At 71.4% G+C, this 19,508-nt stretch carries 20 protein-coding genes; 15 read left to right on the top strand and 5 right to left on the bottom strand.

The genetic code is table 11. The features are described 5' to 3' along the window. Positions 1 to 43: 43 nt before the first annotated feature. On the top strand, positions 44 to 1,555 hold the full coding sequence (locus ACFY5C_RS11630) for an aldehyde dehydrogenase family protein (protein ID WP_389443283.1): 1,512 nt from the start codon (positions 44 to 46) through the stop codon (positions 1,553 to 1,555). Here ACFY5C_RS11630 and ACFY5C_RS11625 read toward each other — a convergent pair. After that, positions 1,522 to 2,634 carry a terpene synthase family protein gene (locus ACFY5C_RS11625; protein ID WP_389443281.1) on the bottom strand — a complete coding sequence of 371 codons (1,113 nt, stop codon included), beginning with the start codon at positions 2,632 to 2,634 and terminating at the stop codon, positions 1,522 to 1,524. The genes ACFY5C_RS11630 and ACFY5C_RS11625 overlap by 34 nt on opposite strands. 413 nt (positions 2,635 to 3,047) lie before the next feature. Here ACFY5C_RS11625 and ACFY5C_RS11620 point away from each other — a divergent pair, with 413 nt between their 5' ends. Both ACFY5C_RS11620 and ACFY5C_RS11615 read left to right on the top strand, forming a co-directional pair. Further along, a complete protein-coding gene (locus ACFY5C_RS11620) occupies positions 3,048 to 3,251 on the top strand; it encodes a cold-shock protein (RefSeq protein ID WP_062705208.1) in 204 nt (67 codons plus the stop codon). A 173-nt stretch (positions 3,252 to 3,424) separates the two neighbouring features. Further along, positions 3,425 to 4,906 (top strand): DEAD/DEAH box helicase, encoded by a 1,482-nt coding sequence (locus ACFY5C_RS11615; RefSeq protein ID WP_389443279.1) that lies wholly within the window; start codon positions 3,425 to 3,427, stop codon positions 4,904 to 4,906. 89 nt (positions 4,907 to 4,995) lie between these two features. Here ACFY5C_RS11615 and ACFY5C_RS11610 read toward each other — a convergent pair whose 3' ends face one another. Both ACFY5C_RS11610 and ACFY5C_RS11605 read right to left on the bottom strand, forming a co-directional pair. Continuing rightward, positions 4,996 to 6,183 (bottom strand): cytochrome P450, encoded by a 1,188-nt coding sequence (locus tag ACFY5C_RS11610; protein ID WP_389443277.1) that lies wholly within the window; start codon positions 6,181 to 6,183, stop codon positions 4,996 to 4,998. Positions 6,184 to 6,288: 105 nt separating this feature from the next. Continuing rightward, positions 6,289 to 6,852 carry a hypothetical protein gene (locus ACFY5C_RS11605; protein WP_389443275.1) on the bottom strand — a complete coding sequence of 188 codons (564 nt, stop codon included), beginning with the start codon at positions 6,850 to 6,852 and terminating at the stop codon, positions 6,289 to 6,291. Between the two features lie 261 nt (positions 6,853 to 7,113). Here ACFY5C_RS11605 and ACFY5C_RS11600 point away from each other — a divergent pair, with 261 nt between their 5' ends. Then, the gene (locus ACFY5C_RS11600) at positions 7,114 to 8,376 is read left to right on the top strand and encodes a PP2C family protein-serine/threonine phosphatase (RefSeq protein WP_389443273.1); all 1,263 of its coding nucleotides are present in this window, start codon (positions 7,114 to 7,116) and stop codon (positions 8,374 to 8,376) included. Positions 8,377 to 8,388: 12 nt separating this feature from the next. Here ACFY5C_RS11600 and ACFY5C_RS11595 read toward each other — a convergent pair whose 3' ends face one another. Continuing rightward, entirely contained in the window at positions 8,389 to 8,544 is a 156-nt protein-coding gene (locus tag ACFY5C_RS11595; RefSeq protein WP_389443271.1) for a hypothetical protein, read from the bottom strand. Between the two features lie 221 nt (positions 8,545 to 8,765). Here ACFY5C_RS11595 and ACFY5C_RS11590 point away from each other — a divergent pair, with 221 nt between their 5' ends. Further along, positions 8,766 to 9,170, top strand: coding sequence for a hypothetical protein (locus ACFY5C_RS11590; protein ID WP_389443269.1), 405 nt, complete (start codon positions 8,766 to 8,768; stop codon positions 9,168 to 9,170). Here the strand turns inward: ACFY5C_RS11590 and ACFY5C_RS11585 are convergent. Further along, positions 9,139 to 9,627, bottom strand: coding sequence for a hypothetical protein (locus ACFY5C_RS11585; protein ID WP_389443267.1), 489 nt, complete (start codon positions 9,625 to 9,627; stop codon positions 9,139 to 9,141). The two genes, ACFY5C_RS11590 and ACFY5C_RS11585, sit on opposite strands and share 32 nt — an antisense overlap. Positions 9,628 to 9,842: 215 nt before the next feature. On the opposite strand from ACFY5C_RS11585, the gene ACFY5C_RS11580 reads away from it, so the two are divergent. From ACFY5C_RS11580 to ACFY5C_RS11535, 10 genes are all read left to right on the top strand, one after another. Next, on the top strand, positions 9,843 to 10,442 hold the full coding sequence (locus tag ACFY5C_RS11580) for a DUF998 domain-containing protein (RefSeq protein ID WP_389443265.1): 600 nt from the start codon (positions 9,843 to 9,845) through the stop codon (positions 10,440 to 10,442). Between the two features lie 55 nt (positions 10,443 to 10,497). Further along, positions 10,498 to 11,241, top strand: coding sequence for a DUF1775 domain-containing protein (locus ACFY5C_RS11575; RefSeq protein ID WP_389443263.1), 744 nt, complete (start codon positions 10,498 to 10,500; stop codon positions 11,239 to 11,241). Between the two features lie 107 nt (positions 11,242 to 11,348). After that, positions 11,349 to 11,564 carry a hypothetical protein gene (locus ACFY5C_RS11570; protein ID WP_389443261.1) on the top strand — a complete coding sequence of 72 codons (216 nt, stop codon included), beginning with the start codon at positions 11,349 to 11,351 and terminating at the stop codon, positions 11,562 to 11,564. After that, a complete protein-coding gene (locus tag ACFY5C_RS11565; RefSeq protein WP_389443259.1) occupies positions 11,564 to 13,906 on the top strand; it encodes a heavy metal translocating P-type ATPase in 2,343 nt (780 codons plus the stop codon). The genes ACFY5C_RS11570 and ACFY5C_RS11565 overlap by 1 nt, the downstream gene beginning before the upstream one ends. Further along, positions 13,903 to 14,481: a copper chaperone PCu(A)C gene (locus ACFY5C_RS11560; RefSeq protein WP_389443257.1), complete on the top strand. Its 579-nt coding sequence runs from the start codon at positions 13,903 to 13,905 to the stop codon at positions 14,479 to 14,481. The genes ACFY5C_RS11565 and ACFY5C_RS11560 overlap by 4 nt, the downstream gene beginning before the upstream one ends. Positions 14,482 to 14,665: 184 nt before the next feature. After that, a complete protein-coding gene (locus ACFY5C_RS11555; RefSeq protein WP_389443255.1) occupies positions 14,666 to 15,397 on the top strand; it encodes a hypothetical protein in 732 nt (243 codons plus the stop codon). 249 nt (positions 15,398 to 15,646) lie between these two features. Beyond that, positions 15,647 to 16,375 (top strand): sigma-70 family RNA polymerase sigma factor, encoded by a 729-nt coding sequence (locus ACFY5C_RS11550; RefSeq protein ID WP_389443253.1) that lies wholly within the window; start codon positions 15,647 to 15,649, stop codon positions 16,373 to 16,375. Positions 16,376 to 16,487: 112 nt separating this feature from the next. Then, the gene (locus tag ACFY5C_RS11545; protein ID WP_389443251.1) at positions 16,488 to 17,552 is read left to right on the top strand and encodes an ABC transporter substrate-binding protein; all 1,065 of its coding nucleotides are present in this window, start codon (positions 16,488 to 16,490) and stop codon (positions 17,550 to 17,552) included. A 2-nt stretch (positions 17,553 to 17,554) separates the two neighbouring features. After that, positions 17,555 to 18,622: a FecCD family ABC transporter permease gene (locus tag ACFY5C_RS11540; RefSeq protein WP_389443249.1), complete on the top strand. Its 1,068-nt coding sequence runs from the start codon at positions 17,555 to 17,557 to the stop codon at positions 18,620 to 18,622. Beyond that, on the top strand, positions 18,619 to 19,479 hold the full coding sequence (locus tag ACFY5C_RS11535; RefSeq protein ID WP_389443247.1) for an ABC transporter ATP-binding protein: 861 nt from the start codon (positions 18,619 to 18,621) through the stop codon (positions 19,477 to 19,479). Before ACFY5C_RS11540 ends, ACFY5C_RS11535 begins: the two co-directional genes overlap by 4 nt. Positions 19,480 to 19,508: the final 29 nt, after the last annotated feature.

The following is a 19,508-nucleotide window of genomic DNA, read 5'->3' as shown; positions in this document are numbered from 1 at the left end:
CATTCGCCCTTCACACAGAACAGACCGGACAGGAGACCCGCCCGTGCACGCCCTCCCGCACGCCCTGATGCACATCGACGGGAAGTGGACCGACACCACGGCCCGCTACGAGATCCGCAATCCGGCAACCGAGGAAGTCGTGGCCACCATGGCCAAGGGCAGCCGCGAACACGCCGATCAGGCGGTCGCGGCCGCGAAAGCGGCGTACGAGGAGGGGAGTTGGCGCGAGACACCGCCCCGCGAGCGGGCGGCCGTCCTGCGCCAGGCGGCCGATCGACTGGCGCTGCGCTCGGAAGAACTGGTCGAGATGCAGGTCAGGGAGAACGGCGCTCCGGTACGCCTCGCGGAGGCACTGCACATCGGGACATCCCTCGCCCACCTCCGGTACCAGGCCGACCTGGCGGAGCGATACCGATTCGAGCGACCCAGCGAGATGATCTCGCCCGTCCTGGCAGCAGGACTGATCCGCCGCGAGCCCATCGGTGTCTGTGCCGGCATCGTGCCGTGGAACTTCCCGCTGGTGCACGCCGCGTGGAAGATCGCCCCCGCCCTGGCAGCGGGCAACACCATCGTGATCAAGCCCGACGAGCGGGCGCCGCTCACCGTGATCGAGCTCGTCCGTGAGCTCGCAGCCGCAGGTCTCCCACCGGGCGTGCTCAACCTCGTCACGGGTGACGGTCCGGAGGTCGGGGGACGGCTCGTCGAACACCCCCATGTTCGCAAAATCAGTTTCACCGGCTCCACTCAGGTCGGCCGCGACGTGGTGCGCCGCGCTGCGGGTGACTTCAAGCACCTCACCCTCGAACTCGGCGGAAAGTCGGCCAACATCGTCCTTGCGGACGCCGACGTGAAGACCGCGGTGGACGGTGCCCTGTTCGCCGGCATGGCCTACTCGGGACAGATCTGCGCGGCCGGGAGCCGGCTGCTGCTTCCCGAGGCTCTGCACGACGCGTTCGTGGAACAACTGATCGCACGCATGCGGACGCTGCGGATCTCGGACCCGTCGGACCCCCTGACGGACATCGGACCGCTCATCTCACGGGAGAGGCGGGACCACGTCCTTACCTGTGTGACGGGCGCCCGAGACCAAGGTGCCCGGATCGCACACGGCGGCAGGATCCCCTCCGGTGCACGGTTCACCCGCGGACACTGGGTGGAGCCCACCGTCATCACTGGCGTCACGGCCGACATGAGGATCGCCCACGAGGAGGTCTTCGGCCCGGTCCTGGCCGTCATGCGGTACCGGACGGTCGAGGAAGCCGTCCGGATCGCCAACGGTACGCAATACGGACTGGCTGCGGGTGTCTGGAGCCGCGACAACCAAGCGGCCCTGGACGTAGCCGCGCAGCTGGAGTCCGGTGTCGTGTGGATCAACGACTGGTACGCGCTCCCGCCCCACTTCCCCCTGGGCGGCTGCAAGCAGAGCGGGCTCGGCCGGGAGAGCGGTGAACACTCCCTGGACGAATACACACAGGAGAAGGCCGTCACCGTCGACCTCTCCGGCGGGTTGGAGGGAAAGCTCTACTCACTCCTGCTCGGGACGGAATCCCCCTGAGGCCGTCCGGACTGGTCCCACCACCAGGAAATGCTCGGATAGGGAAGAGGGGTGGCATCGGAGCTCGACGGGTTGTCGGCCCAGCAGATGGCGGGTGCGGCGGCTTCGTCCGCAGCCGTCCTGCTCACGTCTTCCATGGTGTGGCGCGGCGCCGTCAATCCCCATTCCACATGACCGCGCAAAGCCTGGCCCAATTGCACCAGCAGGTAGCGCAGCGGCGTTGAGGAGGAGGCCAGCAGATCTTCCCTGAGCCGCAGGAACAGCTGCATGACCCTGTCACGCACCATCATCGTTTCTGTGACGGCTTGTTGGAGCGTCAGTCCGCGCGTGCTCTGCAGGACGTTGATCAGGTTCAGATCGTGAACGGATTCCTTGCGGTAGGAGAACAGGTCGTTGTCGAGAGCGCCGATCAATCCGGCGCTCTCCAGGCACGCCAGCACCGCCGGCGACTGCCACACCTCTTCGGCAAGCGGCTCGGCCCCGCACATCTCGATGATGGTGATGACGACATGGCCCGCGACATCGTCCAGACGAATGGAGACGTACTGGTCCTCGGTCAGCGCACCGGGATGCTGAAGGGCGTTGATGCCGCGGATGGCTCCCGCGAAACAGCGCCTCATCTCACGAGTCAGCCTGCCGATTCTCGCCGGAGAGCTCTCGGCCCTCAGCCGCGCCATCACATCGATGAGGGCCAGCTCGTAGGGGGTGTCCGCAGGGGTCGCCCGGTAGCCGGGTGATTCCATCACCCGCATGACCCTGCCGGCCTGTTCGATGATCCCGCTGAGCCCACCGGTGGCATGCGCGCTGTCGAAGAGGAGGTCTTCCGCGAGCAGTACCAGGTTGGCGAAGCACGTCAGGGTCCGGAACACTTCTTCGTTCTCCGCCTGGGGAACCATCAGGCCCAGCAGCCGGTGAACCTGGGCGTCGTGAATTCGTGCCTGTGTTGCGGGGTCGTCGCAGAACCCGTAGGAGGAAAGCCACGCCAGTGCGTGGTCTCCCGCTGATCCGGTGAGCGGACTGCACGCCGCCGGCAAGGGGCAGTAGAAGGGTGGCAATGTGAATTCCGGCACGGGGCTCATGGGAGTAAGTTTCCTTTGCCGCCGCGCATCGTGACAGGGCGTGAAGTGGCAGTCGATCACCGAATGAGGCTGGAGCGCGCCGGTAGTCGTGCGCCGTCAGAGCCCCGAGAGGTTGATCATGGGGCGCCATGCGCGGTACGTACCTGGATCTGCCGGGTGGCGATCGCCGCCCGTCGCCAGCAAGGACGTGCCCGGCCGGGACGGGTACGCCTGCGACGGCCGTGGCCGGGCCGCCCAGCGCAGCGGGATTTACTTTCCTCGAGTAATGCGGATGTGTGTACCGTGCTAAACTTGAGGAGAGTTGCAGTTGTAGTTCCCGAAACTTCAGGTGCTTATCCGGACGGGGCTAATTTGGCACCGCAGGGGTTCGCACGGCGTAGGTCCCCGGGTACTGCCCCCAAAGGAGAAATGACATGGCTACCGGCACCGTCAAGTGGTTCAACGCGGAAAAGGGCTTCGGTTTCATCGAGCAGGACGGCGGCGGCCCGGACGTCTTCGCCCACTACTCGAACATCGCCGCCCAGGGATTCCGTGAGCTCCAGGAAGGTCAGAAGGTGAACTTCGACGTCACGCAGGGCCAGAAGGGCCCGCAGGCGGAGAACATCACTCCTGCCTGACGTCGAAACGTATGTGATGGCTGAGGTCACGCCTTGCGGCGCGGCCTCAGCTTAATTTTTCCGGCATTGCGCTGGAGTTCTTTTTTGGATTTGCATTCGGCTCGTTCTTGCAATTTCCCGGCTCATTCCTGTCGGGAATTTCTTGGTGCGTGCCCTGTTGAGGAAGGTTCTCCTTGAGCCGTTCAGCCAGCACGAACGACCGTTTCCAGCCACGGGGTCAGCGCCGCCCCGGCGGCAGTCCAGGCGGCACCGGGCGCCGTTCCTCCGCTTCACAGGGGGAGTTCGCGCTGCCGGTCACCGTCACCCCGGCCCTCCCCGCCGCAGCGACCTTCGGTGAACTGGACATGCCCGTCGAGCTGCTGGAGATGCTCACCAGCCGCGGCCTGAACGAGCCCTTCCCGATCCAGGCGACCACGTTGCCGAACTCCCTCGCAGGGCGCGATGTGCTGGGGCGTGCGCGCACCGGCTCGGGCAAGACGCTCGCCTTCGGCCTGGCGCTCCTCGTGCGCACGGCCGGCCGGCGTGCCGAGTCGCGGAAGCCGCTGGCCCTGGTCCTCGCCCCCACGCGCGAGCTGGCCCAGCAGGTCACCGATGAGCTCGCCCCGTACGCCCGGTTGCTGAAGCTGCGGATGGCCACCGTGGTCGGCGGCATGTCGATCGGCAGGCAGGCCGGCGCACTGCGTGCCGGGGCTGAAGTGGTCGTCGCGACTCCTGGCCGCCTCGCGGATCTCGTCGAGCGCAAGGACTGCCGCCTGGACCGGGTGAACATCACCGTCCTGGACGAGGCCGACCAGATGGCGGACATGGGCTTCATGCCGCAGGTCACCGAACTGCTGGACCAGGTACGTCCCGACGGTCAGCGCATGCTGTTCTCGGCCACGCTGGACCGCAACATCGACCTCCTGGTCCGTCGCTACCTCCACGACCCGGTGGTCCACTCGGTCGACCCGTCGGCGGGCGCGGTCACCACGATGGAACATCACGTGCTGCAGGTGCACGGGGCCGACAAGTACGCCACCGCCACCGAGATCGCCGCCCGCGACGGGCGCGTGATCATGTTCCTGGACACCAAGCATGCTGTCGACCAGTTCACCAAGCACCTGCTGAGCAGCGGCGTAAAGGCCGGGGCCCTGCACGGCGGCAAGTCGCAGCCCCAGCGCAACCGCATCCTGGCACAGTTCAAGACCGGTGATGTCACGACGCTGGTGGCCACCAACGTCGCGGCCCGGGGCATTCACGTCGACGACCTCGATCTCGTCGTCAACGTCGATCCGCCCGGCGACCACAAGGACTACCTGCACCGAGGTGGCCGCACCGCCCGCGCCGGCGAGTCCGGCAGGGTCGTCACACTGGTCCTGCCCAACCAACGTCGTGACATGGCCCGTCTCATGTCCGACGCGGGCATCCGGCCGCAGATCACGCAGGTCCGCTCCGGCGAGGCCGAGCTGAGCCGCATCACCGGGGCCCAGGCTCCCTCCGAGGTCCCCGTCGCCGGCAGCGGGCCGGGCGCGGAGCGCCCGAAGCGTGGGGGTGCCCCCTTCCGCGGTATGGGAACACGCCCCGGGCGGACCGGCGGTGGCGAGTCCCGCCGGTCCGCCGAGGCCCGCCAGATTGCCGAAGCCCGCAAGGCCGCCCGGGTCCGTCGCGGCGCATAGGTGAGCAGGCGCACAGTTGCTCAGCGGTCCCTCGTGCGACCGAAAGCCCTGATCGCCATGTCGGGAAAAGGGAGTGCCCCGGCGTCGAGTCAGCGCTGCGCGGGCACGTCCCAGCAGACCCGCAGGGCCGGGGGCTTGCGGAAGACCAGGCCGCCGGCCGCGGTGGACGAGAGGGGATCGAGCCGCAGGCCGGGGAGACGGTCGAGCAGTGCCAGGAGGCAGGCGCGGGTCTCCAGCCGGGCGAGGTGGGCGCCCAAGCAGAAGTGCGGGCCGTGCGCGAAGGCCAGCTGCAGGCGGGAGTTGTCCCGCCGCAGGTCGAAACGGTCGGGGTCCTGGAAGACCGCGGGGTCGCGGTTCGCGCCGGCGAGCGAGACGACGACCAGATCACCGCGCCGCACGTCGGCGCCGCCGATCGTCACGTCGGCGGTGGCGTAGCGGTCCACGACCGCCGCCGCGGGTTCCAGGCGGAGCGACTCCTCGATCGCCGCGTCGGCCAAATCCGGATCGGCACGCACCAGGGCGAGTTGATCAGGATGTGCCAGCAAGTGCAGTACGACGTTGGCGATCATGCCCTCGGTCGTCTCAATACCGCCGAACATCAGCACCGCGGCGTTGGCGACCACCTCCGGCAGCGTCAGGCGCTTGCTCTCGGCCGCCGCGACGAGCAGCGACGCACCGCTTCCCGCCACGACCGTCGCCTCGACGCTGCCCCGTAGCTGGTCGAATGCCACCGCCCCCGCGGGGTCCGCCGGCAGCCCGGCGGTGAGGTCGGAGACCGCGCTCACGATGGCGTCGTACCAGGACAGCACCGCCTCGGCGTCCGCGTCGACCAACCCCAGGGACTCGGCGACGACGGCGACGGCCAAGGGCCCGGCCACCTCCCGGCGCAGTTCGGCGCTGCCACGCGGCCTGATGCCTTCCACGAGCCGGGCGGCTTCCTGTTCCACGAACCCGGTGAACCGGTCGTGCACATCCTGCGTGCGGAACGGGTCGGTGAAGGGGGCGCGGTGCCGCTTGTGCTCGGCGCCCTCCAGGGAGAGCATGCTCGGTCCGACCACCTGGGCGGTGGAGAAGCGGGGGTCGTCGACCGTGAAGGTCGCTGCGTCGCGCATCACGCGCAGTGCGAGATCACGCCGGGTGACCAGCCAGCCGCCCAGCGCGGGAACCCACGAAACCGGTTCGTGGGCGCGCAGCAGGGCCAGCCGGCGGTGGGGGTGATCCTCCAGCTCCGTGAGCGTGGTCGCGGAGCCGAGCGGAAACCGGCGCGCTGTCACCATGGGAGCTGCCCTCTGTTCCCGTTTGTGGAGCCCCGGCCTCCCCGGAGCCCACTCAGAGACTATGCGTCCCCGGTGGCGGGCTCTGGTCTGCCCCAGGGTGCCCGCTCACGCTCTCAGGCGTGCCGCTGTCGCGCGCTGGCGTACCAGCTGCGGCCTGTTCTCCTCGCCGGCCTCCGGCGCGATCTCACCGTGTCCGGCGGCGGGCGTGCACAGCCCCTGTCGGCGGGACAGCTCGGCTGCGCAGCGCTGGAGGGCCACCTCCAGGATCTCCGGCATGTTCAGGGTGCCGGAGCCGTCCGGCGGGACGAGCCAGCGCAGCGAGCCCCAGCGGCAGTGCGGCGCGGGAGCGGTGATCCAGGTGCCCGCGCCGAGGAGGCGCACTCCGGTGCCGATCCACATGGTCTGCGGCTCCGGAGGCAGCAGGAAGCCCACGTGACGTCGTCGGGTGTCCAGCAGACACGGGCCGCGGTCGAGCAGGGGCAGCTCGTCCAGCAGGTCGGCGACACGCAGCCCGAGGTCCTCCGGCACGATCAGCACGTCCCAGAACCGTCCGGCGGCCAGGAGCGTGACGCCGGTGCTGCCGTTCTGCCACTCCTGTTTGCAGGCGCCGGGGTCCTCCGATGCCGCAGCCAGCCACTCCATTGACCTCGTCCACTGCGTGAGTGCCATGTAAAGCCTCCTTGAGGTGCGCAGACGACCGAGAGGTGGAGGCCTCAGTGCACCGGCTGCCCGGGGTCGCGGCCATACGCCGGGGGCTCAATTCCCCGTATGGGGCGAGCGCCCGCGCATCAAACCGGCAGATATATGCGGTGCGTGCGCCCCTGCGTCCGCCGGTTGCGGCCAGGCGCCCATTCCTGTTGGGCGGGTGGCGGGCGCTCGGTAACCTGTGCGTCACCTGTGTGGGTTTGTCACTCTTTTAGAGTGTTTGGTGTGGTGCGCTGGTTCCAGACATTTCACAGACCGGCGACGGCGGAGCCCGTCGCGTCCCCCGGCGTACCCGAGCAGGGCCCCGGCATACCGTCCCGGCTGTCTGAGCTGCGCGCGGCTGTGACGCGGATCGGCACCACGCTGGAAGAGGACGTCACCTATGCCGAGCTGACCCGGGAGGCGGCCGCCCAGACGGGCGGCACGGCTGCGGTCCTACGGGGCGGGGCTGCAGCCGGTGCTTGGTACGCGGCCCTCCACGGAGACGCGGCGGTGCTGCCCGACATCCAGTGGGCCATGGCCGCGGCCAGGGGGGCCGTACAGGACGCGACCGGCCCGGGCGGGCGCGGGGCCGCATCCCTGCCGTCCGGCGGCCCCCGGCCCGTGCTCTGTGTCCCCCTGGTCAGCGACGGGCTCCGATACGGCATGCTGGTCTGTGCCCGCGACCGGGCACCCTTCACCCGGACGGAAGAGGAGTTCCTCGCACTCCTCGCCGAACGCGCCGCCTCCCACATCCGGCACGCCCGGGAGCACGAGCGGGTCAAGGGCATCGTCGGCAAGCTCCAGCGGGCCCTGCTCGCCGAACCGGGCCGACCGCACCCGAACCTGAACGTCGCCATCCGGTACATGCCGGTCGGCCAGAGCGCCCTCGTCGGCGGCGACTGGTGCGAGACCGTCCGCCTGCACTTCGGCAGGACGCTGCTCGTCGTCGGCGACGTCATGGGGCACGGCCTGGAGGCCGCCGTGGACATGACCGCCTACCGCTCCGCCCTGCGCTACATCGCCTCGGCCGACCTGCCGCCGCATCGCGTGCTGCGCCAGCTCGACGACATCGCCGCCGCGGAGCCGGAGCGCCGGCCGGCCACGTGTCTGATCGCGCGCCTCGACCCCAACCGGGGCCAGGTGACCCTGGCCAGCGCCGGACATCTGCCCCCGGCCGTGATCGACGGGGAGGGGCGCACCTCACTGCTGCCGGTGCCGGTCGGCCCGCCCCTGGGCACGGGCCTCGGCGGTTACGAGCCGGCCACCTACAAGCTTTCGCCGGCCCAGACCCTGCTGCTGTTCACCGACGGGCTCGTCGAGCATCGCGGCGAGGACATCGACCACTCCCTGGGCCGGCTGGCCGGCGTCGGCTTCGAGTCCGCCGTCGGCGTGGAGGGCGTCATCGACACGGTGCTCGCCCGCCTCGACGCCGCGAATGCCGAGGACGACGTCGCCGTACTCGCCGCACAGCTGCACGAGCGCTCCCCGCTCCCGGGCGAGGGCTGAGCCGTCCCGCCCTCACCAGTCGTCGCCCTCGTACTGCGCGCCCGAGACGTACGGGTCACGCCGTCGCCCGGGCGATCCGGACGGCTGCGCCGTCGGCGGCAGGCCCGCCTCGTGCAGTGCGGCGCACAGCGGGCAGTCGGCGGTGTCGTCACTGTCGTTCCGGTCCATGGACGAGCGGCTCCTGTCTCGATCGAGGCGAACGGTGTCCGGCGGGGCCGGACGGTCTCCCGCGACGGACACTGCGGGATCGTGGGAGGACGGCGCCGGACGGTGTCAGGGCGGTAGAGGTCGCCACACCATGGCTCCATCCGGGGGATGTGCTCACCCGACTGGGTGGTAGCGGGCGCGGCAGGCGTACCACCGGCGCACGCCTCGGCGTTGGCCCCGGCATGGACAGCACTGAGACGGCGCGGCGATTCCTCGGAGGCGACGCCGCACCCGTGTCGTACGTCGTACCGGTCACCGGCGTCCGGGGCCAGCCGTCGATCTACGCCGCGCTGGTCGCGGAGTGGCAGGCCAACGGCCGAGCCGTGCCCCGGCGCCATGCCACACGGTGGGACTCCCTGGCCACGGCCCGCGGCCAGGAGCAGGCCGTCACCTCCTGGACGGTCGGCCGGTTCAGCGGACTGGCCCGGGCAGTCGGCGCCGAAGCGGCGGGTGAACAGCACGTCGAGTCGGCCGAGCGCGTACCGGCCGTCGTCGTCCCCCGGGGCCTGCCCGGACCGGTGGGGCTGTGGGAGTGGAGCGGGAGCAACGGACGCGTCAGCGTGGCCGCCCCGCGTACGGACGACTGACCCGCGCCGGGTCGCTGACCGACCGGCCCGCCTCGCGCAGGGCCGGCCCCACGATGTCGGGGTCGTACAGGGCGCCGGTCCCATCGGGTGGCAGCAGCCACTCCAGGCGCCAGCCGGCGCGCAGGTACGGCGGCGGTACGGCGACCCACGCCCCCCTGCCGACATGGCGCACGCCCGGCCCGACCCACTCGGCCGCGGGGTCGGGCGGGAGGAAGAAGCCGACCCTGCGCGCCCCGCAGTTCACCAGGACGGGGCCGCAGGCCCGGGGCTGCGTCCGTCTGAGCAGATCCAGGGCGCTCAGGCCGAGGTGTTCGGGGACGCTGAGCACGTCCCAGAGCCGTCCGGCCTCCAGCAGCACCGCCTCGGCACCGTCGTCCCACTGCTGCTTGCACGCCCGAGGATCCGCGGCGGCCGCGGCCAGCCACTCGACGGCCTGCTTCCCCATGGTGCGCTGCATGTCTGTCCCATCCCCAGCACTCGCCGACCCTGCCGCCCCGGGCAGGGCCCTTCATGCTGGTGGATATTTCTATGCGCCGGAAGGGGTGGCGTGGGCTGGCGTTTGCGGTCGTTTCGTTCGAAAGGCGCAGGTCCGTTCGCTTCCGAGGGCGTCATGGTGTCCGTCTTCTGCGTGTGCGCGGTGAGCGAGCCGAGGGGGCGTTCTACGGTGGTTTGATGCGACTTGTCCCTAGATGGGCCGTGTTGTCGTCGGGGTGTGCGCCGCTCGTGCTGATCGCGGGCTGGACGATCGCGGCGCTGCTCGAAGGACCCCGGTACGACCCCGCCACCCAGACCATCAGCGTCCTGGCGGCCTACGGCGCCGCGGGGTTCTGGGTGATGACCGCGGCCCTGGCCGTCCTGGGCGTATGCCATTTCGTCACCGCCTGGGGACTGCGGCCGGCTGCCCTTCCCGGGCGGGTTGCGCTGGGTGCCGGTGGCGTGGCGGCGGTGGTGGTCGCGATGATCCCGCCGCCGAGCAGTGGGGGATCACTGCGCCACGGTGCGGCCGTCGGGATCGGCTTCGCCCTCCTCGCGCTGTGGCCCGTACTGGCCGCAGATCACCGCGTCGCCGCACCGTGGGCACTGCGGCCCGTGCCCGCCCTCACGGCGACCGCATTGATGCTCGTCAGCGCGGCCTGGTTCATGATCGAGATGCACCAGGACGGTCCCGCGGGCGTCGCCGAGCGCCTTGTGACGGCCATTCAGTCCCTGTGGCCCTTCGTGGTCGTCGCCTCCTGCCTCCGCAACCCTCCCGACGAGGGCCCCTCGCGCTGAGCCGTCCCCTGCGCTTGAATGCAGCGACCACATCACCGGTACGAGGGAGTCGCACGTGCCCCGCCCCACCCTGCTGACCCAACGCCTGTACCGCACCGGCGCCCTGACCGCGATCGCTCTCGCGGTCGCCGTGACCTTCGCGGGACCGGCCGCGGCGCACACCGAGGTGGAGGCGGAGGGTGCCCGGGCACTCGACCAGAATGTCGCCCTGACCTTCACCGCGGAGTCGGAGTCCGCCTCCGCCGGGATCAGCAAGCTCGAGGTGATCCTCCCCGAGGGCATCGCCCCGGCCGACATCACCTTCAAGGAAGGTCCCAAGGGCTGGAAGTTCGCCCCCACCAGCCGGGGCTACACCGTCTCCGGGGCCAAGCTCGCGGTCGGTGAGGACGCGGAGTACGTCGTCACCGTACGACAACTGCCCGACGCCGGGTCGCTGGTGTTCAAGACCCTGCAGAGCTACAGCGACGGCCATGTGGACCGCTGGATCGAGCTGGACGAAGAGAGCGGCGGCGACGGCCACGGGCACGGCCACCCCGCCCCCCGCCTCGATCTGAAGGCCGCCGCCCCTGGCGCGAAGGTCGTCAGCCCCACGCCCAGCGAGGAGCCGACCACCGAGGAGCCGGCGGCGCCCGCACCCTCGACCGGGGCACCGTCCTCCCCGTCGGCTCAGGCCGCTGCCGACGACGCGGAAGGCGACGACGGCACGCCGGTGGCCCTGCCCATCGGCATCGGCGCGGCCGTCGTCCTGCTCGGCGCGGGGGCGTGGTGGTTCAGGAGCCGTCGGGGCGGCGCTTCCTGAGACGAGGGCTGCCGAGACATCCGTACGAGGTGAAGCACCAAAGGGCCGGGAACTCCCTGCCCCGCGGGCCCGACTCCTGAAGCGGAACGCACCTCAGGAGGCCGGTGATGAAAGAACCACGCAAGTTTGTGCCACCACCCGCCCTCTGCGGGTTTCTGCTGCTGCTCGCCTTGATCTTCACGGCGTCGTACGCCGTCGGAGCCGCCACCGGGCCCGTCGCACCCGGCATGCACCGCTCCGGGACGAGTGGTGACGGCGGCGGCACGGACTCCGGGGACATGGACATGGGGGACATGGACATGCGGCACGGGAGCGGCGGCTGATGGCCACCGAACCGGCACCCCCGATGACCACCACGGACCTCACCGTCGGCGGGATGACCTGCGCGGCCTGTGTGCGGCGGGTGGAGAAGAAACTCGCCAAGCTGGAGGGCGTGAGCGCCACGGTCAATCTGGCCACCGGGCGCGCCCGCGTGAGCCATCCGCCGGACGTCCGCCCCGAGGAACTCGTGGCCACCGTCGAACAGGCCGGATACACGGCCGCGCTGCCCGAACCACCGAGGAGCCGGAAGCGTCGGGACGAGCAGGGGCGCCGGGGCGAGCAGGAGTCCGCGGGGTCCCAGGATGTCCGCACGGAGCGTGACCGGCTGCTGGTCACCGCGCTGCTCGCCGTGCCGGTGCTCGTGCTGTCGATGGTGCCCGCCTGGCAGTTCCGTAACTGGCAGTGGCTGTGCTTCGCGCTGTCCGCGCCGGTCGCGGTGTGGAGTGCCTGGCCGTTCCATGTGCGGGCACTGCGCGGCCTGCGGCACTCGACGGCGACCATGGACACGCTGGTGTCCCTGGGGGTCGTGGCGTCCTTCTCCTGGTCGGCGTACGCCCTGTTCCTCGGTGGCGCCGGTGTGCCGGGGATGCGGATGCCGTTCAGCCTGCTGCCCTCCGCCTCGGACGGCGTCGCGCACGTGTACCTCGAAGCGGCCGTCGGCGTCCCGCTGTTCGTGCTGGCCGGCCGGTTCCTGGAGGCGCGGGCACGCCACGGCACCGGCGCGGCACTGCGCTCACTCGCCCGGCTCGCCGCCAAGGAAGTGTCGGTACGCGAGGAGGACGGCGCCGAACGCATCGTCGCCATCGAGGAGTTGACGCTCGGGCAGGTCTTCGTCGTACGTCCCGGCGAGCGGGTCGCCACCGACGGGGAGGTGGCGGAGGGCAACTCCGCCGTGGACCTGTCGCTCGTCACCGGGGAGAGCGAGCCCGTCGAGGTGGGGCCCGGCTCGACGGTGGTGGGCGGCGCCGTCAACGCGGGCGGTCTGCTGCTGGTACGGGCCACCGCCGTGGGCGCCGACACCCAACTCGCCCGCATCACAGGGCTGGTGGCCGAGGCGCAGGCCGGCAAGGCCCGGGCGCAGCGACTGGCCGACGCCGTGGCCGGCGTGTTCGTGCCCATGGTGCTGGCGCTGGCCGCCACCGTGCTCGGGTTCTGGCTCGGTGCCGGTGCCGATCCGCAGGCGGCGATCACCGCCTGCGTGGCCGTCCTGGTGGTGGCCTGCCCCTGCGCGCTGGGCCTGGCGACCCCGACCGCGCTGATGGCCGCCACCGGACGCGGCGCGCAGCTCGGCGTCCTGGTCCGGGGCCCGCAGGCGCTGGAGGGGCTCCAGCACATCGACACCGTAGTCCTCGACAAGACCGGCACCCTGACCTCCGGGCACATGAGCGTCACCCGTGTGACGACCGTGCCCGACGGGCTCGGCAAGGAAGCCGTGCTGCGGCTGGCCGGTGCGGTGGAGCAGGGCTCGGAACACCCGCTGGGCCGCGCGATCGTCGCGTACGCGCGCAGGACCCTGACCGAGCAGGGGCCGTTGCCCGAGGTGCGCGACTTCCGTGCGGAGGCGGGCCGGGGCGTGCGCGGCAGGGTCGAGGGCCGGCTGGTCGAGGTCCTCGCGCCGGACGGCGAGATGCCCGCGGCACTGGCTCAGGCGCTGCCGGCGGCGGAGGCAGCCGCACACACGCCCGTGCTCGTCCGTGTCGACGGGGCGACGCAGGCGCTGATCGAGATCGGGGACGTCGTACGGCCCGGCAGCTACCGCGCCGTGGAGCGGCTGCGGCGGCTCGGCGTGCACCCGGTCCTCGCCACCGGCGACCACGAGGCACCGGCCGGAGCGGTCGCGTCCGCCCTCGGCATCGAGGAGGTGCACGCGCGCCGCACACCCGAGGACAAGGCAGCCCTCGTACGGGAGTTGCGGGCCCAGGGGCGCCGGGTCGCGGTCGTCGGCGACGGCGTCAACGACGCGGCGGCGCTGGCCGGTGCCGACCTCGGCATCGCGATGGGCACGGGCACGGACGTCGCGATCGGAGCCGCCGACGTGACCCTGGTGCGCGGCGACATCGAGGCCCTCGGGGACGCGGTCCGGCTCGCCCGGCGCACCCTGGGCACCATCCGCGCCAACCTGCTGTGGGCCTTCGGCTACAACCTGGTGACCGTGCCGCTCGCCATGGTCGGCCTGCTCAATCCGATGGTCGCCGCGGTGGCCATGTCGGTGAGCTCACTGCTGGTGGTGGGCAACAGCCTGCGGCTACGGGCCTGGCAGCCGGCGCCGACGCCGGTGCGGGCGGGCGCGCGGGGCGGAGACCGGGGCCGCAACCCCGTCAGCGGTGGAGGTCGTACCCGATGAGCGTGCCCACGGCCCGACGAACGGCCGAGCCGGCGATCGAGCCGACGACCGGACGAACGACCGACCCCCGGGCCTGGCGTCCGACCCGTCGCCGGATCACCGAAGGTCTGATCGCCGCGCTCGCTCCCGTCGCAGCGTGCGGCGTAGCCCTGGCCGGCCTGACCACTTGGGTGGGCTCCGGCAACGCGGGCAGCCCGGCGCGGATCGCGGTCACCGACGGGCGGGTCTTCCTGCCGTACGGCGACGTCCGCGACACCGCCGCGTTCTTCCGGATCACCAACTCCGGGGGCGCGGACGACCGGCTGCTGAAGGTGACGTCGTCCGCCGTCGACGGTGACCTGGCTCTCAGCCGGCACCGCATGACCGGCGGCCGGATGGCGTTTGCGGAGACGGTCGACTCGGCCCGGGTGCCGGCCGGCGGCGGCCTCGCCATGTCACCCTTCGGCCTGGACGTGACGCTGCGAGCCGAACCGAGGTGGCGGACGGGCACCTACGTGCCGTTCACGCTCCACTTCGAGCACGGCGGCCGGATCGAGGTGCAGGCGGTGGTGGCCCGCCCCGGCGAGCAGCGGTGAGGGCACCTCCGCGGCTACGGACGCCCCCGGGAGCCGCGCACTCCCAACTGTCGCTCGGAGGGCGTGCCCAGTTCCCTCTTCGCGGTGTGTCCTGTATCACTCATCTGGGCTTGAGTGCGGGATGGGGGTGTTGTGCGTACCCACCCGTGACGAGTGGGCCCCGGATGCGAGGATAAGGGCCGTCATGACTGCTGGGTGGTGTGTGCGCGCGATTCGGGCCGCGGTGTTCGCGTCCGTCTGTGTGCTGCTCGCTGCCCTCGGCCACGTGCTCATGTCGGGCGCCGCGGTTCCGTGGTGGACCCTGGCCGCCGGTGCCGCCGTCACGGGCGGTGCGGGCTGGTGCCTGGCGGACCGCGAGCGGGGACTCCCGCTGGTCGTGTCCGTCGTGGTCGTCGCTCAGGGCGGGCTGCACGCGGCCTTCGAGTTCGCGCAGTCCTCCGCCGGCGTCGGGCAGGGCATGGGTGCCATGGGCGCCATGTCCGGCTCCATGCCCGCGCACACCGGTTCCATGGACCACATGCCGATGGATTCCATGGGCTCCACGTCCACGGACAACATGGCCGCCGCCCATATGGGCACCGGCCACATGGGCATGAGCCATATGGACCCGGGCCACATGGGGATGGGCCACGACATGGCCGGCACCTCCTCGCTCGGCATGTTCGCCGCCCATACCCTCGCCGCGCTGCTGTGCGGCCTGTGGCTGGGGCACGGTGAGCGTGCCGCGTTCCGGATCCTGCGGGCCGTCGCCGGATGGCTGGCCGCCCCGCTGCGGCTGTCGTTCGCTCTGCCCCTGCCGCCGCACCGTCCGCGTCTGCGTCCGCGCCGCGGTCGTTCCGAGCGGGCGCCGCGGCTGCTTCCGCTCGTTCACACGATCACCTCTCGGGGACCTCCGGCGGGGATCGCTGTCGTCTGAGACAGCCGGTTCCCCGAGGCCGTACGGACACGGACGTCGACGCGTCGACGCCGACCGCGCCTCGGGCCTCGGCCGTACCTGCCGTACGGCCGTGTCCCCGCATCCCCGGACTCCTCCGGTACGGACCGCGCATACGGAGTGCCCGCACGCCGTACGCCTCACGGGCCTGGCACCCGGCGGCGACGCCCAGCGCTCGCCGTCGTCGTGTCGGCCGCCGTGCCGGAGTCCGGAATACCGAGAAGGACTCAGGTGATCACTCCTGCCCTGCCCTCCTCACGCGCGACCCGCGTGAGCCAGACGAAGGCAGCAAAAGGCTCCAGAACGGCGCCCTGCGACGAGTCGACGACCGCATGGGCGCTGGCCGCCCGTGGTGGCGACCCGGACGCCACGGACCGTTTCGTGCGCTCGCTGCACCGTGACGTCGTGCGCTACGTGGCGCATCTGTCCGCCGATCCGCAGGCCGCCGACGACCTGGCCCAGGACACGTTCCTGCGCGCGCTCGGCAGTCTGCACCGGTTCGAGGGCCGTTCCTCGGCGCGCGCGTGGCTGCTGTCCATCGCGCGTCGCGCGGTCATCGACAGTCACCGGTATGCCGCCGCCCGACCGCGGTTGTGCGACACGGACGACTGGACGCTGGTGGCGGAACGCGCCCAGCCGACCGGCCTGCCGGGCTTCGACGACGGCATCGCTCTGCTCGACCTGCTGGACGCGCTGCCCGACGAGCGCCGCGAGGCGTTCGTCCTGACCCAGATGGTGGGCCTGCCCTACGCGGAGGCGGCCGAGATGAGCGACTGCCCCGTCGGGACGGTCCGCTCGCGCGTGGCCCGCGCCCGTGCGGCTCTCGTCGAGCAGTTGACCGAGGCCGAGGCCGAGGTCACGGACGAGGCCCAGGTCGAACTCGGGATCAAGGTCCAGGTCGACGTCCACGTCGCGGCTGACGCCGTGGCCGTTGCCGAACCGGCCGTCGTGGCTGCGTGACCGGGGACCCGGTGTCGGTTCCCGCTGCCGGGAACTGACACCGGGTCCGCCCCGACTACTGGATCGGGCGGCGGAGTTCCGCCCGTGCAACTAGTGGATCTGGGGAGTTTCGATGCGTTCTCGTGTGGGGCGGGCTACGACGGCCGCGGTGGTCGGCGGCCTACTGGCGGCGGGTTGTGGCGGCGGGAGCGGCGACACGGCGAGCTCCGCTGCCGGCAAGGACGACTCCGCGGGTTACCCCGTCACCGTCACCGACTGCACGGGCGCCAAGACCACCTTCGGTTCGGCCCCGGAGAACATCGTCACCAGCAACGCCTCCAGCCTGGAACTGCTGCTGCGGCTGGGCGCCGGGGACAAGGTGATCGGCACCGGCTTCCCGCCCGGCAAGGGCACGTTGCCCGGTGACCTGGACGCGCGGGCGCAGCAGGTGAAGGTGCTGAGCGACACCGTCATCCCCAAGGAGAAACTCCTCGGCTCCGGCGCCGACCTGTACATCGACACCTTCGCCTCGATGAACATGGGCGCAGGCATGGGGGACGCGCCCACCGAGGAGGAGTTCGGGGCAGCCGGCATCAAGCACACCTTCCTGAAGTCCACGGCGTGCGCCGCCATGAGCAAGAGCCCGGTCACGGACCTGTCGGCCGTCGAGGACGACATCACCTCCCTCGGCGCCGTCACCGGGACGAGCGCGAAGGCCCGGGAACTCGTCGACGGGATGAAACGGAAGGTGGACGCGGTCCGCAAGGCGGTGGGCGGCACGCCCGAGAGCGAGCGGCCGACCTACTTCTTCTTCGACTACGACGCCGGCACGAAGCAGCCCATGGCCGTCTGCAACCGTCAGGTCGCCAACGCGGTCATCACCCTCGCCGGGGCCCGCAACGTCTTCGCCGACTGCGACGGCGACTACAAGCAGGTCGGCTGGGAGGACGTGATCGCCAAGAACCCGGACTGGATCCAGCTCGGCGTGCGCAACCGGGGGAGTGAGGCCGCGAACAGCAAGGCCTTCGACGAGGCACGCAAGTGGCTGGAGTCGAACCCCGCCACCAAGGGCCTGAACGCCGTCAAGGAGGGGCGCTTCCTGCGCATCGGGTCCGAGCGGACGACCATCGCCGGGGTCGAGAACGCCGACGCCGTCGAGGAGATCGCGAAGACCCTGTACCCGGGCAAGGTCGGCTGACCGTGACGTCCTTGCTGTCGCGGCGCGAGACGGCTCCGCAGGCCCGGACGGTGCCCGTCGGGCCGCTGGCCGCGGTGCTCTGCGTCGTGCTCCTGGCCGCGCTGACGGCCGCTGTGGCCTGGGGGTCGACGTCCGTCCCGCCCGCAGAGGTGTGGAGCGTGGTGTGGCGCCGGCTGTCCGGGGAGGCGTCGCGTCCGGGCACGAACGACCTGATCGTCTGGCAACTCCGGGTACCTCGCGCCCTGTTGGCCGCCCTCGTCGGCGCCGGGCTCGGTCTGGTCGGTACGGCGGTGCAGGCGCTGGTGCGCAACCCGCTGGCCGATCCGTACCTCCTGGGTATCTCCAACGGTGCCTCCCTCGGTGCGGTCGCCGCGATCGTGCTCGGCCTCGGGGCCGGTGGCGCGCTGGGACTGGGGCTGTCCGGGGCGGCCTTCGCGGGAGCCCTGGCCACCTTCGCGCTCGTGTGGGCCGTGGCCCGCAGGGGCGGTGGGTTCGCGCCGCTGCGGCTGGTGCTGGCCGGGGTGGCGATCGGGCAGTTCCTGTCCGGGTTCACCAGTTACCTCGTGCTCCAGGCCGGCGACGAGCAGCAGACCCACAGCGTGCTGTTCTGGCTCATGGGCAGCCTCAGCGGAGCGAACTGGGATCTGCTGGCCGTACCGGCGGTCGCGGTACCGGCCGGGTGGCTGTGCCTCCAGGCACGCGCCCGGGGCCTGAACGCCCTCCTGATGGGCGACGAGACCGCGGCCGGGCTCGGCATCGACGTCACCCGGCTGCGACGCGAACTGTTCACGGTGACCAGCGTGCTCACCGGTGTCCTGGTGGCCGTCTCGGGCGCGATCGCCTTCGTCGCGCTGATGGTGCCCCACGTCTGCCGCCTTGTCGTCGGCGGGGACCACCGCCGGCTGCTGCCCGTCTCGGCACTGTTCGGGGCGCTGCTGCTGGTCGTGGTCGACATCGTCTGCCGTACGGCCATGGACACACAGGAGCTGCCGGTCGGTGTCGTCACTTCGCTGATCGGTGCTCCGGCACTGCTATATCTGCTGGACCGGCGCCTGGGGAGCGGCAGTTGAGGATCGACATCGAGGACCTGCACGTCGCGTACGCCGGCCGTACGGTCGTCGCCGGCGCCCGACTCATCGCGGCGGAGGGCGAGATCACCGGTCTCGTCGGCCCGAACGGCAGCGGCAAGTCCACGCTCCTGCGCACCGTCTACCGGCATCTGAAGCCGGTCGCAGGCCGGGTCCTGCTGTCCGGCACCAACCTGCGCCGGCTGACCCCCGCCGAGACGGCCCGCCATGTCGCGGCTCTCCCGCAGGAGCGGGGCGGCGACTTCGAGCTGACCGTCCGCGAGGTCGTCGCCATGGGCCGTACGCCCTACAAGCGGGCCTTCGCCGGGGAGGACACCACCGACCGGGACCTCGTCGCCCGCGCGCTCGCGGACGTCGGCATGGAGCAGCACACCGGGCGCCGGTTCACCGAACTGTCCGGTGGAGAACGCCAACGCGTCCTGCTGGCCCGGGCGTTCGCCCAGCAGCCGGACGTGCTTGTCCTGGACGAGCCCACCAACCACCTCGACATCCGTCACCAGGTGGAACTGCTCGCCCTGCTGCGGGCCGGGCGCCGTACGACCCTGGTCTCGCTGCACGACCTCAACGCCGCCGCCTCCGTCTGCGACCGGCTGCACGTGCTGCACGCCGGCCGGGTGGTCGCGTCCGGCCCGCCCCGCGAGGTGCTGCAACCCGCCCTGCTGGCCGAGGTGTTCGGCGTACGGGCGACCGTGGTGGACCACCCGCTGACCGGCGATCCGCTGATCGCCTTCGACCACCGGGCTCCCGCGGACGCCTCGGACGGGCACAACAAGAGGGAAGTCCCCGTGTCGGCCCCGAGCGGCGTCTCGGGGGCTGGTCCCGGGCGGTCACACCGGTGAGCGCCCACGATCGCGAAAGGTCACGAACT

The organism is Streptomyces sp. NPDC012935, assembly GCF_042900345.1.
Classification (GTDB): domain Bacteria; phylum Actinomycetota; class Actinomycetes; order Streptomycetales; family Streptomycetaceae; genus Streptomyces.
The sequence above is the reverse complement of the archived record's forward strand: the minus strand, read 5'-3'. Positions and strand labels throughout refer to the sequence as shown.

Bases quoted from the DNA above. Each gene is read 5' to 3' on its own strand.
- ACFY5C_RS11620 (WP_062705208.1), top strand. From the start codon at position 3,048: ATGGCTACCGGCACCGTCAAGTGGTTCAACGCGGAAAAGGGCTTCGGT.
- ACFY5C_RS11605 (WP_389443275.1), bottom strand. From the start codon at position 6,852: ATGGCACTCACGCAGTGGACGAGGTCAATGGAGTGGCTGGCTGCGGCA.
- ACFY5C_RS11585 (WP_389443267.1), bottom strand. From the start codon at position 9,627: ATGCAGCGCACCATGGGGAAGCAGGCCGTCGAGTGGCTGGCCGCGGCC.
- ACFY5C_RS11555 (WP_389443255.1), top strand. From the start codon at position 14,666: ATGACTGCTGGGTGGTGTGTGCGCGCGATTCGGGCCGCGGTGTTCGCG.
- ACFY5C_RS11625 (WP_389443281.1), bottom strand. From the start codon at position 2,634: ATGAGCCCCGTGCCGGAATTCACATTGCCACCCTTCTACTGCCCCTTG.
- ACFY5C_RS11560 (WP_389443257.1), top strand. From the start codon at position 13,903: ATGAGCGTGCCCACGGCCCGACGAACGGCCGAGCCGGCGATCGAGCCG.
- ACFY5C_RS11570 (WP_389443261.1), top strand. From the start codon at position 11,349: ATGAAAGAACCACGCAAGTTTGTGCCACCACCCGCCCTCTGCGGGTTT.
- ACFY5C_RS11590 (WP_389443269.1), top strand. From the start codon at position 8,766: ATGGACAGCACTGAGACGGCGCGGCGATTCCTCGGAGGCGACGCCGCA.
- ACFY5C_RS11565 (WP_389443259.1), top strand. From the start codon at position 11,564: ATGGCCACCGAACCGGCACCCCCGATGACCACCACGGACCTCACCGTC.
- ACFY5C_RS11610 (WP_389443277.1), bottom strand. From the start codon at position 6,183: ATGGTGACAGCGCGCCGGTTTCCGCTCGGCTCCGCGACCACGCTCACG.
- ACFY5C_RS11595 (WP_389443271.1), bottom strand. From the start codon at position 8,544: ATGGACCGGAACGACAGTGACGACACCGCCGACTGCCCGCTGTGCGCC.
- ACFY5C_RS11580 (WP_389443265.1), top strand. From the start codon at position 9,843: ATGCGACTTGTCCCTAGATGGGCCGTGTTGTCGTCGGGGTGTGCGCCG.
- ACFY5C_RS11545 (WP_389443251.1), top strand. From the start codon at position 16,488: ATGCGTTCTCGTGTGGGGCGGGCTACGACGGCCGCGGTGGTCGGCGGC.